Annotated in this window: 17 protein-coding genes; 5 read left to right on the top strand and 12 right to left on the bottom strand. The window is 58.6% G+C overall.

The window, feature by feature from the left end:
• Positions 1-3: 3 nt before the first annotated feature.
• The 4 genes from modB to AK821_RS14060 all read right to left on the bottom strand — a co-directional run bounded on the left by modB (position 4) and on the right by AK821_RS14060 (position 5,235).
• Positions 4-684 (bottom strand): molybdate ABC transporter permease subunit, encoded by a 681-nt coding sequence (gene modB / locus AK821_RS14075; RefSeq protein ID WP_064390234.1) that lies wholly within the window; start codon positions 682-684, stop codon positions 4-6.
• 1 nt (position 685) lies between these two features.
• Positions 686-1,453 carry a molybdate ABC transporter substrate-binding protein gene (gene modA / locus AK821_RS14070; RefSeq protein WP_064390233.1) on the bottom strand — a complete coding sequence of 256 codons (768 nt, stop codon included), beginning with the start codon at positions 1,451-1,453 and terminating at the stop codon, positions 686-688.
• Between the two features lie 171 nt (positions 1,454-1,624).
• Positions 1,625-2,689 carry an NAD(P)H-dependent flavin oxidoreductase gene (locus tag AK821_RS14065; RefSeq protein ID WP_064390232.1) on the bottom strand — a complete coding sequence of 355 codons (1,065 nt, stop codon included), beginning with the start codon at positions 2,687-2,689 and terminating at the stop codon, positions 1,625-1,627.
• A 98-nt stretch (positions 2,690-2,787) separates the two neighbouring features.
• On the bottom strand, positions 2,788-5,235 hold the full coding sequence (locus AK821_RS14060) for a hypothetical protein (protein WP_064390231.1): 2,448 nt from the start codon (positions 5,233-5,235) through the stop codon (positions 2,788-2,790).
• 187 nt (positions 5,236-5,422) lie between these two features.
• On the opposite strand from AK821_RS14060, the gene acuI reads away from it, so the two are divergent.
• Positions 5,423-6,406 carry an acrylyl-CoA reductase (NADPH) gene (acuI, locus tag AK821_RS14055; protein ID WP_064390230.1) on the top strand — a complete coding sequence of 328 codons (984 nt, stop codon included), beginning with the start codon at positions 5,423-5,425 and terminating at the stop codon, positions 6,404-6,406.
• 48 nt (positions 6,407-6,454) lie between these two features.
• Here acuI and ada read toward each other — a convergent pair whose 3' ends face one another.
• The 5 genes from ada to AK821_RS14040 form a co-directional block, all read right to left on the bottom strand.
• On the bottom strand, positions 6,455-7,522 hold the full coding sequence (ada, locus tag AK821_RS14050) for a bifunctional DNA-binding transcriptional regulator/O6-methylguanine-DNA methyltransferase Ada (RefSeq protein ID WP_064390229.1): 1,068 nt from the start codon (positions 7,520-7,522) through the stop codon (positions 6,455-6,457).
• 72 nt (positions 7,523-7,594) lie between these two features.
• Positions 7,595-8,275, bottom strand: a complete 681-nt coding sequence (gene alkB / locus AK821_RS14045; RefSeq protein WP_082355456.1) for a DNA oxidative demethylase AlkB — start codon at positions 8,273-8,275, stop codon at positions 7,595-7,597.
• Positions 8,276-8,355: 80 nt separating this feature from the next.
• On the bottom strand, positions 8,356-8,586 hold the full coding sequence (locus tag AK821_RS29485; RefSeq protein WP_236708313.1) for a hypothetical protein: 231 nt from the start codon (positions 8,584-8,586) through the stop codon (positions 8,356-8,358).
• Between the two features lie 93 nt (positions 8,587-8,679).
• Entirely contained in the window at positions 8,680-8,853 is a 174-nt protein-coding gene (locus AK821_RS30920) for a hypothetical protein (protein WP_163024135.1), read from the bottom strand.
• A 25-nt stretch (positions 8,854-8,878) separates the two neighbouring features.
• On the bottom strand, positions 8,879-9,181 hold the full coding sequence (locus tag AK821_RS14040) for a DUF1883 domain-containing protein (RefSeq protein ID WP_016984992.1): 303 nt from the start codon (positions 9,179-9,181) through the stop codon (positions 8,879-8,881).
• A gap of 210 nt (positions 9,182-9,391) precedes the next feature.
• Here AK821_RS14040 and AK821_RS14035 point away from each other — a divergent pair, with 210 nt between their 5' ends.
• Positions 9,392-9,748, top strand: coding sequence for a hypothetical protein (locus AK821_RS14035; protein WP_064390227.1), 357 nt, complete (start codon positions 9,392-9,394; stop codon positions 9,746-9,748).
• A gap of 71 nt (positions 9,749-9,819) precedes the next feature.
• Positions 9,820-10,050 carry a hypothetical protein gene (locus AK821_RS14030; protein WP_064390226.1) on the top strand — a complete coding sequence of 77 codons (231 nt, stop codon included), beginning with the start codon at positions 9,820-9,822 and terminating at the stop codon, positions 10,048-10,050.
• Between the two features lie 3 nt (positions 10,051-10,053).
• On the opposite strand, the gene AK821_RS14025 is transcribed toward AK821_RS14030, so the two are convergent.
• The gene (locus AK821_RS14025; protein ID WP_064390225.1) at positions 10,054-10,335 is read right to left on the bottom strand and encodes a hypothetical protein; all 282 of its coding nucleotides are present in this window, start codon (positions 10,333-10,335) and stop codon (positions 10,054-10,056) included.
• A 145-nt stretch (positions 10,336-10,480) separates the two neighbouring features.
• The gene (locus tag AK821_RS14020) at positions 10,481-10,666 is read right to left on the bottom strand and encodes a hypothetical protein (protein WP_008082671.1); all 186 of its coding nucleotides are present in this window, start codon (positions 10,664-10,666) and stop codon (positions 10,481-10,483) included.
• 257 nt (positions 10,667-10,923) lie between these two features.
• Here AK821_RS14020 and galU point away from each other — a divergent pair, with 257 nt between their 5' ends.
• Positions 10,924-11,763, top strand: coding sequence for a UTP--glucose-1-phosphate uridylyltransferase GalU (gene galU, locus AK821_RS14015; RefSeq protein WP_053120371.1), 840 nt, complete (start codon positions 10,924-10,926; stop codon positions 11,761-11,763).
• Between the two features lie 127 nt (positions 11,764-11,890).
• The gene (gene gorA / locus AK821_RS14010; RefSeq protein WP_064390224.1) at positions 11,891-13,249 is read left to right on the top strand and encodes a glutathione-disulfide reductase; all 1,359 of its coding nucleotides are present in this window, start codon (positions 11,891-11,893) and stop codon (positions 13,247-13,249) included.
• Here the strand turns inward: gorA and AK821_RS14005 are convergent.
• On the bottom strand, positions 13,246-14,262 hold the full coding sequence (locus tag AK821_RS14005; protein WP_064390223.1) for a DNA-binding protein: 1,017 nt from the start codon (positions 14,260-14,262) through the stop codon (positions 13,246-13,248). The two genes, gorA and AK821_RS14005, sit on opposite strands and share 4 nt — an antisense overlap.
• Positions 14,263-14,357 lie beyond the last annotated feature (95 nt).

Raw genomic sequence — 14,357 nt, 5'->3', positions numbered from 1 at the left:
CGATCAGCTCCAGTCTGTGCGGGTCTTGCGGCTGGAGTACAACGCCAGCAATACGAGGAACGAGAACACCAGCATCGCTCCGGCGAGCCAGTGGGCCTGAGCGTATTCCATCGCTTCGACATGGTCGTAGATCTGCACCGAGACCACGCGGGTCTTATCGGGAATGTTGCCGCCGATCATCAGTACCACGCCGAATTCACCGACGGTGTGCGCGAACCCGAGGATCGCCGCGGTGACAAAACCGGGACGCGCCAGCGGCACAATCACGCTGAAAAAAGTGTCCCAAGGATTGGCACGCAGTGTTGCAGCCACTTCCAGTGGGCGGGTGCCGATCGCCGAGAACGCGTTTTGCAACGGTTGCACCACGAACGGCATGGAGTAAATAACCGAACCGATTACCAGCCCAGTGAAGCTGAACGTCAGCGTGCCCAGCCCCAGCCATTGTGTGAACTGACCGAGAAAGCCGTGCGGGCCCATCATCAGCAACAGATAGAAACCGATCACGGTGGGTGGCAGCACGAGGGGCAGGGCGACGATCGCCCCGATCGGGCCGCGCAACCACGAACGGCTGCGCGACAACCACAGGGCAATCGGAGTGCCGACAACCAGCAGGATGACAGTGGTCAGGGACGCCAGTTTCAGGGTCAGCCAGATCGCCGCGAAATCGGCACTCGTCAGCGACATTTTAAAGCTGGTAGCCGTAAGACTTGATCACCGCAGCGGCTTTCGGGCCTTTGAGGTATTCAACCAGTGCCTTGGCGGCAGCATTGTCCTTGCCTTTGTTGAGGATCACAGCGTCCTGTTTGATCGGGTCGTGCATGCTGGCAGGCACGATCCACGCCGAACCGCTGGTGACTTTGCCGTCCTTGAAAATCTGCGACAGGGCGACGAAGCCTAGCTCGGCGTTGCCGGTAGACACGAACTGGTACGCCTGAGTGATGTTCTGACCTTCAACGATCTTGGTTTTGGTCGCTTCGGTCAGCTTGAGCTTTTCCAGTACCTGGGTGGCGGCCAGGCCATAGGGTGCGGCTTTCGGGTTGGCGATGGACAGGTGTTGGTATTCGTTCTTCTTCAACACCTCGCCTTTAGAGTCGACATAACCTTCTTTGGCCGACCACAGTGCCAGGGTGCCGATGGCGTAGGTGAAGCGCGAGCCTTTAACGGTATCGCCTTCTTTTTCAAGTTTTTCCGGGGTCGTGTCGTCAGCCGAGAGGAACACTTCGAACGGTGCGCCGTTCTTGATCTGAGTGTAGAACTGGCCAGTGGCGCCATAGGCTGCGACCAGTTTGTGCCCAGTGTCTTTTTCGAAATCGGCCGCGATCGCCTGGATCGGTGCGGTGAAGTTGGCGGCAACAGCTACCTGTACTTCATCCGCCTGAGCAGCACTGGCGGCGAAGACCGCGAGCAAGGAAACCAGGCCGGCAGGGGCAAAACGAGAGACACGAATGGTCATGTAACAGCTCCGTGGTTGGCGAGTGCATAGGGCAGCTATTGTTGGAAGTGGACTGCGCCGATGCGAGGGGTAAGTTCGCTATATAAATAAATATATAGCGAAATGCCGCCAAACAGGAAGTGCTGATTAAAGCCAGAGTGGGGGGCGCTCGACTCCCCACTCAACTCGACATTACTGGCGTGTGAGTTTCGCCAGTGCGTCTTGTGCCAATTGCCGGGTCAATTGCGCGCTGTCCAAGTCCCGGCCCAAAGTGAATGCCTGACCGGCCCAGAGGTTGGCAAACTCTGCTTCGTTGATCGCTCTCAATGGCATCAACGCACCGCCGGCCAAGGGAAATGCCGGCGCCTTTGGCGACATCGGGCCGAGCTCACGCATGACCCGGTTGAGAATGCCACGCGCCGGACGTCCGGTGAAGAGATTGGTGATCGCGGTTTCGCTTTCCTTGGCCGTGCGCAGCGCCTTGTGGTGCGAGGCGCTGACTTTCGCTTCCGGTGTGAACAGATACGCGGTACCGACCTGTACCGCTGACGCCCCCAATACGAACGCTGCCGCCACGCCGCGAGCATCGGCAATGGCTCCGGCGGCAATCACCGGTACGTTCACCGCATCGACCACCTGAGGTACCAAGGCAAACGTACCGACCTGACTACTCAGGTCATCACTGAGAAACATGCCGCGATGGCCACCCGCCTCATACCCCATGGCAATGATCGCGTCGCAGCCGTTCTGTTCCAGCCAGATTGCTTCATCGACAGTGGTGGCCGAGGAAAGAATTTTTGCCCCGGTTGCCTTGACCCGATCGAGCAGGGATTGCTCTGGCAGACCGAAGTGGAAACTCACAACCTCAGGTCGAAATTCTTCCAGCACTTCGCACGCTGCCGCATCGAACGGCGCGCGATTGGACACCGGCGTCGGTGCGTCGAAATCGGCATGCAGTTCGCGGTAATACGGCTCCAGCAGATGCTTCCATTCACGTGCGCGTTGCTCATCCGCCGCCGGTGGCTGATGGCAGAAAAAGTTCACGTTAAAGGGCTTGTCGGTGTGTTGGCGAATGGTTTTCAGCTCGTCGCGCAATTGCTCGATGCTCAGCATTGCTGCGGGCATTGAACCCAAGCCACCGGCATTGCACACGGCGATAACCATGGACGAATTCGTCGCACCGGCCATCGGGCCCTGGATGATCGGCAGTTCGATACCAAGCAGATCAAGAATGCGCGTGTCTGGCCATTGGCTCATGAAGGCTGTTCTCCGAACGGTGAAAGGCAGAGCCGGTTTTTTAACAGTAAAAGCGGATCAGCAGCCAGTGCGAAATTCAGAACAACCCATGCAGTTTTTCAGCGTCGGTGAAACCCGCCGCCACCGCCGCCAAACGAGTGGTTCATGAATTGCGAGGAGTTGTGGAAATTGTTGGTCCGTTGGTTGCCGAAGTTGCGCGCCGCAGAGTCGCGGTTGAGGTTCTGCAATTGCGCATTGTTGTTGATGGGTGCGCTGCGGGTCGCGCCGCCGCCAACCATCGACTGCCAGCCGTTGTCGGTCTTTTTATACACGTTGCCATCGTGACCTGCGTAAACGTTGTCGCCAACACGTGCAGCGCCGCCGTTGCGTGCGCGAATGCCGCCATATTGGGTGGTGTTGCCAGTGTTGGGGTTATACACGGCGCCACGATTGGCGGTGACCTGCGTGCCGTTGCGCGCATTGCCGGCGGGGCCCCGTCCGCCGGCAATTGCGCCACCGTTCGGTCCGACCGCCACGCCCCTGCGGCCAGCGGCGTAATTGCCGTTGTAGACATTGTGGACGGCGCCGCGTTGACCGGCAGCCGCGACGCCGGTGCGGGGGTTGTAGGAAGCGCCGACCTGTCCGGCCCAGCGATTGCCGGTCCAGGCGTTGTAACCGGCGCCGTAGCGGCTGACTGTGGCCCGGTCGCCCCACTGATGATAAATGTTGCCGGTGGTTCCGGCCCAGCCACCGGGCCCCCAGGCTCCCGCGCCGCCGTGATAACCGTAAGCGGCGCCGCCCCAGGCCAAAGGTGCTGGATACAAGTGCGGCCCCCAGGCGTAGCCCCAGCCGTAATTGCCCCACCCCGGATAGGCGCCCCAGCCCCAGCCCATCGCGACAGTGCTGCCGCCCCAGCTCCAGCCGAAGCCGAAACCGAAGGCCCAGCCGGTCCAGGGGGTATAGCGGATGGCGACACCAAAACCGTAGGTGACTGGCGGACCGTACCAGACACTGCCGACCCACGGCGTATAGGGATAACCGGTGCCGTAGACCACGACGCCTGTCGCAGGATCGAGGTTTGATCCCTGGTAGCCCGGCGTATAACCGACGACGACGGTATCGCCGCTGGACTCATAGACTTTGACGTACGTGAGGTAATGCATCGGCGAGTTCGGCGGGATCGAATAGATCACCGCCGGCACCGAACTGGCCACGGTCCACGGGCCATTCACCGTTGTTGCTGTGAACCAGACACCGTTTTCCACCGCCCACCAACTGTTGTTGTCGACCCGGATGATCGGCGTGGCGCTGTTGGCCACATACTGCAGCGGCGTACTGTCGATCGCCTTGAGTTGTGGTTCGCCGTCGAACTGTGGCGCAGTCATTTTCACCGCGCTTTTCTTGATTGCCGAGGTCTGTGGAATGGTTGCGGCAATCGCCGCTTCCTTGGCTTGAGGGGTGCCGGCAACGGAAGCCTTGACGTTCTCTTTCGCGCTGTCATCGGGGATGTTGGCGAAATCTGCCGGCAGCTTGTCTGCCGGGGCAAACGTCCACGGGCCGTTCATGTCACTGGCGCGAAACCAGCGACCGGAAATCAGCACGTAGCTGTTCTGGTCGCCGATCTCCTTGAAAATGTGCCCGGTGGTATTGCTCACGTACAACAGGCCTGTACCTTGAATGGGCAGCCACTGCGGCGCGCCATCGGTGACCAGCAACTCGGTGGGCGTCGTGGCGACAACGATCCTCGGCTGTGGCGGCTTGGCGAGGCTGGGAATCTTGTCTTTCGGATCGCTCTGCCCGGTCAGCAGATCGACTTGTCGGCTCTTGATGGCGGCCTGCTTGGCTTTCTCCAGGTCGGCAGGTGGCGAGGGCAGGTGCGTGTAATCACCGTTCAACTGGTCAGCGACCATCCAGCCATCGAAGACATGCAGGTAGTGCTTGCCCTGTTCATCCTTCAACAATAACGGGCGAGTATTGATTACACGTTGCAGCGAGGTGCCTTCTACAGGGCGATACGCGGCGTCGCCATCGATATAGACGAGCAATGCCGGAACCTCGGAACTGATGATGGTCGGCGGCGTGTTTTCCAGTGGTGCGCTGTCGGCTTTCCGTTCGGCCGAGAGCACGCCGACAGCAGCTTCCAGTTGATCGAGTGAAATGGTTTTCTTGCGGCTTTCGGCATCTTTTTGCAGCGCTGCGAGCCAGGTGTCGGCCTGACTGGCATCGGCTGGAAAATCTGCCTTGATGATTTTGTATTGATCGAGAGCGACCCAGCGTGTGGCCTTATCGACCAAGGTGTGCGCGCTGAACCGGACGATGCCGTAAGTGGACTTGCCATCATTGCCGGTGGCTTCGACTGCCGCGCGGGCGTTGAGGGTGTAGCCATCCCAGCTGTCGAGTTGTGGTTGATAGACCGTCAGTCTGGCCTTGTCGCCGGTAATGACCTGCGGCCACGACGGCACCATTGGCGCTGCTTGCGGCTGCGTAGCGTTGGGGGCCGCCCACGCGTTGCCGAAGGCCAGCAGGCAGAGGATCAACATCACGAACAACGAACGCGGGCAAGACATCGTCAGCTCCATCGACAGGCCGGTCTCAAAACAAATGACGGCGAAAGTACGACCGTCGAAAAAGCATAGCCGCCCGCCATGGAAATACCTGGCGGATTCATGGATTGGCGGAAAGTCGAGTGTGGCAACGTGTTGCGATGTGGTATTTCAAGGGGCGAGATCTTGAAACCAGCCAAGAGAGGCCGTCATGTTCAACGCCATTCTGATCGACAAAGACGACAGCGGTTATCGCGCCAACCTGCAACAGGTCAACGATGATCAATTGCCCGAAGGCGATGTTACCGTGCGCGTCGCTTACAGCACGCTGAATTTCAAGGATGGCTTGGCAATTACGGGCAACAGCCCGGTGGTGCGAAAGTTTCCGATGGTGCCGGGGATCGACCTGGCGGGAACTGTCGAAGCCAGTTCCCACGCCGACTATAAAGTCGCCGATCAGGTGCTGCTCAATGGCTGGGGTGTCGGCGAAAATCACTGGGGCGGTCTGGCGCAGAAGGCGCGGCTCAATGGCGATTGGTTGATCCCATTGCCCAAAGCTTTTACTGCGGCGCAAGCCATGGCCATTGGTACGGCCGGTTATACGGCGATGCTGTGCATTCTGGCGCTTGAGCGCAACGGCGTGACGCCAGAGCAGGGTGAAGTGTTGGTAACGGGGGCCAATGGCGGTGTTGGCAGTTTTGCCATCGCACTGCTGAATAAACTTGGCTATCGAATTGTCGCGTCTACCGGGCGCGTCTCCGAGCACGAGTATCTCAAGCAACTGGGCGCCGGCGAAATCATCGATCGTGCAACGTTGTCAGCGCCTGGCAAGCCCTTGGCCAAGGAACGCTGGGCAGCGGTGATCGATTCGGTCGGCAGTCACACCTTGGCCAATGCCTGCGCCAGCACTCGCTCCGAAGGCACCGTCGCCGCTTGTGGTCTGGCGCAAGGCATGGATTTCCCGGCTTCGGTGGCGCCGTTTATTTTGCGTGGCGTGACCCTGGTCGGTATCAACAGCGTGACGCAACCCAAGGCACGCCGTGTGCAAGCATGGGAGCGTTTGGCCAGGGATCTGGATTTCTCCTTGCTGGCATTGATCAGTCATGAAATCGGCCTGAGTGAGGCCATTGACGTAGCGCCGAAGTTGCTCGCCGGACAGCTTCGCGGGCGGGTTGTGGTGGACGTCAATCGCTGACCCTGTAAGCGTCGTCCCCGAGTCAGTAGCACTCTACATCGGCGTCCATCAGGCCAGCGTCTCGCGCTCAAGCAACTGGCGTTTGCGTTCGACGCCCCAGCGATAACCCGAGAGATTGCCATCGCTGCGCACGACACGATGGCACGGGATCGCTACTGCCAGACGATTGGCGCCGCAAGCCTGGGCTACGGCGCGCATGGAAGTGGGGGCGCCGATGCGTTGGGCAATGTCAGCGTAACTGGCCGTGCTGCCTGCCGGGATTTCGCGCAACGCTTGCCAGACGCGTTCCTGAAAAGCCGTGCCTCTGACGTCCAGGGGCAAATCCAGGCCAATCGCCGGCGCTTCTATAAATCCCACGACCTTGGCGATCAGTTGCTCAAAGCCGCTATCGCCACCGATCAGGTTGGCTTTGCGAAATTGATCCTGCAGATCACAGACCAGTTGGTGCGGGTCGTCACCCAACAGAATCGCGCAGACGCCACGTTGGCTTTGCGCCACCAGAATCGCCCCGAGCGAGCATTGCCCAACGGCAAAACGAATGTCGTTGTTCTGCCCGGCCGCGCGGAAATCGCCGGGCTTCATGCCTAGCACTTGATCGGCTGATTCATAGAAACGGCTGTTGGAGTTGAAACCGGCATCGTACAGCGCGTCGGTGACCGAACCACCGTCTGCCAGGCGCTCCCGCACCCGACGCGAACGATGGGCGGCGGCATAGCCTTTTGGGGTCAGGCCGGTAGCGGCTTTGAAAACCCGATGAAAATGGAAAGGGCTCAAGCCGGCGGTCTCGGCAAGTTCATTCAGCGCCGGAGGCGTGTCGGCGACTTCAATCTGCCGACAGGCTGTGGCCACTGTGGCGGCATGTTGCGCGCTGACGTCGGTTCGGTCCTTGCTGGCGCGTTTGCTCGGCCGATAGCCTGCCGCTTCGGCCTGCTCGGCGCTCTCGAAAAATTCGACATTCTGCGGTTTCGGCAACCGCGCAAGGCTGCTCGGGCGGCAATAGATGCCGGTGGTTTTCACCGCATAGACAAACAGCCCGTCTGCTCGTGGATCACGCGCAACCACGGCGATCCAGCGTGGATCGGTTTCGATGTCGAGAGGAGGTGCAAGCGTTTTCATGTGGGTTGATCCGTTGACCTGTTTGATTCAGGTTAACCAGAGCCAGCAAGCGCAACACTCCGGGCCTTGCGGTCAAATTTTGGCTGTTTCGCCCGCTACGCGAAAGGTCAGGTTGATCCGTTGTTCACCCAGACGTGAATGGTGACCGTGCTTGATCGGCAAGACGCCATGAAAGCGCAGCCGATCAACGCCGCCCCAGATCACCATGTCGCCATGCAACAGCGCGATCCGTTGGCTTTTGTCACTGCGATTGAAACCACCGAACAGAAACATTGCCGGTAACCCGAGTGACAGCGAAACAATCGGTGCCGCGTAGGATTTTTCGTCTTTGTCCTGATGCAATGACATCTTGGCGCCGGGAACATATTGGTTGATCAGGCAGGAATCTGCCGTGAAATCTGCAAACCCCGCTCGCGCTGCCGCCGAATGTGCCAGATCGGCAAACACCGCTGGCATCGAGGGCCATGGCAAGCCGCTGAGCGGATCGGCGCTGGAATAGCGATAACCGCTGCGATCGGTGATCCAGCCCAATGCTCCGCAACTGCTGGTGCCCACCGACATGCTGAAGCCGCCGGGCGTAAGCATGTGCCGCAAAGGGGCCGCAAGTAGAATCCCGTCCAGCTCCTTCAGCAGTTGATCGATGACCGGCAGGGCAAAACCGCGAAGCAGCCATGACTGTTCGCCAATTTGTTCGGCGCGTGGATGCTGTTCGGGTTCGTGGTCGGCGAACAAATCGAAATTGCTCGGTTGCATGAAGGTCATGACGCGTCGTGAAGGTGATACCTAGGGTATGCCGTTTCCACTGTGCAGGCGAATGACACCGTGACGTACGGTCACCCGAAACGCGAGGGCAACGCGCAAGACAGCCGTGCTACTGGCGTCGGCGGGGGATAGCGCAAGTATGTGTACTCGCCACGACCGAAACCGTGGCGGGCCATGATCACCTGCGCGCAAAACGGCTCGGTCTGCAGCAGCGGACGGAGGATCGCACCGCCGCCCTGATCCCGTCGCCGCACAAGGCTTGCCCTGTCGAGCGATTCCTGTCGGGAAGATGACATCGACATGCTGACTCCTTGACTCATGGCCGAAGAACGTCAGTCCAGGCAGGGCCCTGCCGCAGAACACTCCACCGCTTGCGGTGAAATTCCTGTCGATGCTTACAGCGCTTTGCTGACGGCGATGTCGCTGATCAAGTCTTCCTGGTCATGAAGCTTGTCCAGTTCAGCCTTGGCTTCCTCTTCGGTGCCGTTTTCCAACTGAGCGAACTCAAAACGGCGTTCACCGTTGAGTTTGTATTTAATGACGTACTTGGTCGTTTGGGCCACGGTCATGCTTTCCTTGTTTGGGCAGAGCGTTTCAGCTGAGTTTGGTGCTGGAGCGGCGGATGATCTTGATCGAGTGGGTCAGGGTCGGTTTGCGCGTGACGCTGATCGGCCGACGGTTGACGGTGTCGATGGTAATGTTCCAGAAACCGGTGCTCGGCGCTGTGATGCGGGCCGGGAAGGTGTCAAAGGCGCCGCCGTGATAGGTGTGACGACCGCCGTTTTTGAAGCTGCGGAAGTTGGCGTCGTTCATCAGACGGATGTTGCACATTTGCGAGCATTGGATGACGACGATGTCGTCTTCATTGAGGTGCTCGCGCTGGTGAATAAATTTCATGGGCGCCTCCAGAAGGGCTTTTTCTACAAAATCAAAACGATAGCTTGTCGATGAGCGCAGTTTATCAGCCCGCACGGGTTATTATCTGGCCGTCGGGCGTTGGTTTGACAATTTTGAACAGATATTCGCAGTCGGATGCGGGTTAAATGCAGAAGGCCCCGGAGAAAAACGGCATTTGTGCTGTCGGACGGTCTTTAACGGAGGTTTTGTATGAAGTGGGGTGTGGTGTGTGTGCCGTTGGTTTTGGCTATGGCTGGTTGTGCGAATGTTTCCGAAATCAATGAAACATTGCCGACCATGAGCGTGATCTCCGGCAAGAAGCCCCATGAATATGCTCAGTGCCTGGCAGAAAAACTCGCGGACAGCCGTGGCGCATTGCAGGTGCAACCGCACAAGGATGGCGTTCAAGTGATCGTTCCGGGGAAATTGTCCTCAGGCCCTGCCGCCGTATTTGATATCGAAGACCGCTCCGGCGGCAGCAGCATCAAATTGCATGAACGCATGTCGAATGTGCCGGTACGTCCCCGCGACGTGCAAAAGGCGGCCAATGCGTGTATTTCCGGCTGATAGACTGACAGTCATCAGCACCAATGCCGTCGCAGTCTTGCTGTGACGGCATTTTCATTTCTGGAGTCGCGATGAAGCGAGAGCAAGTACGGGAACGCCACGCAGAGGGCCTGATCTCTGCCACCCATGTTATCCAGAACCCGGCGAATCCGGGCGAGTGGATCGTGTTTTTCAAGAAAAGCGCCGGGCGCAGTTATTTCCTGGTGGATGACAACGATGAGGTCGAATCTTTCGGCCGGCTCGACGATTTGATCGAAGTGGTGCGCGGCCTCGGGATCAAGTTCGCCGAAATTCACATGTAAGGCTCACTTGCAGACCACCACCACACTGCGGTTTTTGTAGTTGCCGACGTCGACACCCAGGGTCTTGTCGCTTTCCTTGGGTTGAGGCGTGCCGTCAGTGCCAACGATGCGATAACCGGTGCCCGCGCAAGAAGCATCCGCTTTTTCGTAGCAGGTGGCCCAGGAATTGGCCTCACCGGAGCAATCGATGGACAGGCCCTGTTCGCCATTATTCAGATACGTGGTTTCGGACGTGGCGCAGCCGCTCAGCGTCAATACCGCAAGAAGGGGCAGCAATCTGTTCATATTCATGGTTATGTCGTCTTCAGCATGGGGGTCTAGACGCTCTGACAGCGCCGGTGTGAAAAGGTTATAGCGATTGGCCACTTGTTTGCACGCGGGTACAAAAAAGCCCTGCGCAAGGGCAGGGCTTGGGGCATGTTGCAGTCGATCAGTCCTGATCTTTGCCACGACGCTTTGCCGATGCAGGCGTGTCGGTGAACACCGACGCCACATCAGTCGCCATCTGCTCGCTGTCGAAGGGACCGGCGATGTGTTCGCCGTTGGTCGTGGTCAGCGTCCACTTGCCGTCCTTCTTGTCGATCACATACCCGTTGACGATTTTTACCGCGGCCATCTATCTGTCTCGTTCGCTGGTTCAAAGGCGCCATGATACCGGCAAATGCTCGCATTGGGGGCGATGCGCGTATGGTGGTCGAGTTAATCGGCATCTTTGGGCTAAGCTGAGTGCGCTGCCTGAAGACGTCAACGGAACTATCGGCGAGAATATTTCTCTATGATGGCATCGGTTAGCCAGTGCGGGGCATTGTAAGGTGCACGCCGCCTGATTAGACTGCGCCGAAACTCGTACACACAGCCTTTTCAAGGACTTATATGATCAAGAAATGCTTGTTCCCAGCAGCCGGTTACGGTACTCGCTTCCTGCCAGCGACTAAAGCCATGCCCAAAGAAATGCTGCCGGTGGTAAACAAGCCACTGATCCAGTACGGCGTTGAAGAAGCTCTGGATGCTGGCCTGACGGAAATCTCCATCGTCACCGGTCGTGGCAAGCGCGCTCTGGAAGACCACTTCGACATCAGCTACGAGTTGGAAAACCAGATCAAAGGCACCGACAAAGAGAAATATCTGGTCGGTATCCGCAAACTGCTCGACGAGTGCTCGTTCTCCTACACCCGTCAGACCGAAATGAAAGGTCTGGGCCACGCGATCCTGACCGGTCGCCCGCTGATCGGTGACGAACCGTTCGCCGTGGTACTGGCGGACGACCTGTGCGTCAACCTCGACGGCGACGGCGTACTGACCCAGATGGTCAAGCTGTACAAGCAGTTCCGCTGCTCGATCATCGCGATTCAGGAAGTCGATCCGCAGGAAACCAGCAAGTACGGCGTTATCGCTGGCGAAATGATCCGCGACGACATCTATCGCGTGCACAGCATGGTCGAGAAGCCAAAACCGGAAGACGCGCCGTCGAACCTGGCAATCATCGGTCGTTACATCCTGACCCCGGACATCTTCGACCTGATCGAACAAACCGAGCCAGGCAAGGGCGGCGAAATCCAGATCACCGATGCGCTGATGAAACAAGCCCAGAACGGCTGCGTCATGGCCTACAAGTTCAAAGGCAAGCGTTTCGACTGCGGTGGTGCTGAAGGCTACATCGAAGCGACCAACTTCTGCTTCGAGAACTTCTACAAGACTGGCAAGGCTTACTAAGAGCGCTTGACTTGTCTGTAAGAAAAACCCGCTTCGGCGGGTTTTTTCATTTTGCGCCCCATATGATTGGCAGTGCTTGCCCAACGAGCATCTGCAGGTATGCTGATCCCCTGCCGAGGAGATAGAAATGGCCTACGATTTTGACCTTTATGTGATTGGTGCCGGTTCCGGCGGTGTGCGCGCTGCGCGTTTTGCGGCCGGGTTCGGTGCGAAAGTGGCGGTGGCGGAGAGCCGTTATCTGGGCGGGACCTGTGTCAACGTTGGCTGCGTGCCGAAAAAGCTGCTGGTGTACGGCGCGCATTTCGCCGAAGACTTTGAGCAGGCATCCGGTTTTGGCTGGAGTCTGGGTGAGGCGAATTTCGACTGGGCGACCCTGATCGCCAACAAGGATCGCGAGATCAATCGCCTCAACGGCATTTATCGCAATCTTCTGGTCAACAGCGGTGTGACCCTGCACGAGGCGCACGCGAAGATCGTTGGCCCGCACGAGGTTGAAGTGAACGGCCAGCGCTACACCGCGAAAAACATTCTGATCGCGACCGGTGGCTGGCCGCAGATTCCGGAGATTCCGGGGCGCGAGCATGCGATCGGTTCCAATGAGGCGTTTTTCCTTAAGGAGCTGCCAAAGCGTGTATTGGTGGTTGGCGGCGGTTACATCGCCGTTGAGTTCGCCGGGATTTTCCATGGCCTCGGCGCAAACACTACGCTGTTGTATCGCGGCGATCTGTTCCTGCGCGGTTTCGACGGTTCGGTACGCAAGCATTTGCAGGAAGAGCTGACCAAGCGTGGTCTGGATCTGCAATTCAATGCTGACATCGCGCGTATCGACAAGCAGGCTGACGGTAGTTTGAAAGCCACGCTTAAAGATGGTCGCGAGCTGGAAGCGGATTGCATTTTCTATGCAACCGGCCGGCGTCCGATGCTGGACAATCTTGGCCTGGAAAACACCGATGTGCAGCTCACCGACAAAGGCTTCATCAAAGTCGACGAGCAGTACCAGACCAGCGAGCCATCGATTCTGGCGCTGGGCGATGTCATTGGTCGTGTGCAACTGACGCCAGTGGCATTGGCTGAAGGCATGGCCGTGGCGCGTCGTCTGTTCAAACCTGAGCAATACCGTCCGGTGGATTACAAGATGATCCCGACGGCGGTGTTCAGCCTGCCGAACATCGGCACGGTCGGTTTGACCGAGGAAGAAGCGCGCGAGGCGGGCCACGATGTGGTGATCTTTGAAAGCCGTTTCCGACCGATGAAGCTGACCCTGACCGAGTGCCAGGAGAAAACCCTGATGAAGCTGGTGGTCGATGGCAAGACCGACAAAGTCCTCGGCTGCCATATGGTCGGTCCGGACGCAGGCGAGATCGTGCAGGGTCTGGCGATTGCGCTGAAGGCTGGCGCGACCAAGCGTGACTTCGACGACACGATCGGGGTGCACCCGACGGCCGCCGAAGAGTTTGTCACCATGCGTATGCCGGTCGGCGCTTAAGCGTCTTTCGCTTTGCTGGTGTCTGGCGCTGCTGCAACGGTAGCTGCCAGGCGCTGGCTTTCCTCCAGGCTCGTCTGAGCCTTATTCAATTCCTTTTCCAATGACTGGTTGAGCAGTGTCTGCTCCTCGACGCTCTGTTTGAGTGCCTGGCTTTCCAGTGTCGCAACGCGCAGGCGTTCCTGGAGGAGGGTGCGTTCGCTGTCGACGCGGGCCGCTTGCTCCAGCAGTTGATCCTGACGCTGATTGCTCTGTTTGAGCTGATCCTGCATCAGGCTCAGCTCACGCTGCGTGCCACGGTTTTCCGTGAGCAGGCGTTCGTTGTCGCGGTGCAGTTGCGTGATCTCGTCCTGGCGGACCAGCGCACTTTGCTGCGCCTGACGCAACTCGGCCTGAATCTGCTGCACCTGTGCTTCGTGACGGCTCTGTTCCTGCTCGCGCTGCTCTTTGCTGGCGTTGCGATAGTGCTCTAGTGCGTCACGGGCGTGCAGGTGTTTTTCTTCCAGCGAGCGGATCTGCTCGTCCTTGTCCTGCAAACGCAATTCAAAATCGGCCAGCGCCTGATTGAGCCCGGCATTGCGGGTTTGCTCGGTTTGCAGCATCGACCGTGTGTTGCCAAGCGCTTCGGACTCACGCGCCAGTGCGGCGCCTTGAATGTCGTGCTCGTGTTCGAGCTTTTCCAGTGCCTGGCGGGTCTGTTTCAGCTCCGACTCCAGCGCCTCGCGCTGCTCCTCGAACTGCTCGCGGGCCTGCTCGATAGGCTCTTGCGCCTGTTCTTTGAGGCGTTGGGCGAGGCGCGAGACGAGGGCGCTCAACTCGTCATCGATGGGCTCTGACGACGCTTCAACGGGCTGTGCGCCGTCGTCCAGCTCTTTCAGGTAACGATGGATCGTGGTTTTCGAGCCGGTGTTGCCCATTTCAATGCGTACTGCATCGATGCTCGGGTGTTCGCCACGGGCGAGGATCGCTGTGCGCGCGATCTGCACCAGTGCTTTGGTAATGCCGCCACGGGCCATGTGAACTCCTACGGTTACGTACTGTGGTACATGCCACTAAAGTACGCAGTGTACCATCCAGAAAATAAAGGTAAACCTTTGATGAAAAAGACGCG

Source organism: Pseudomonas sp. RIT-PI-r, assembly GCF_001297015.1.
In the GTDB taxonomy this organism is placed as follows: Bacteria; Pseudomonadota; Gammaproteobacteria; order Pseudomonadales; family Pseudomonadaceae; genus Aquipseudomonas.
The sequence above is the reverse complement of the archived record's forward strand: the minus strand, read 5'-3'. Positions and strand labels throughout refer to the sequence as shown.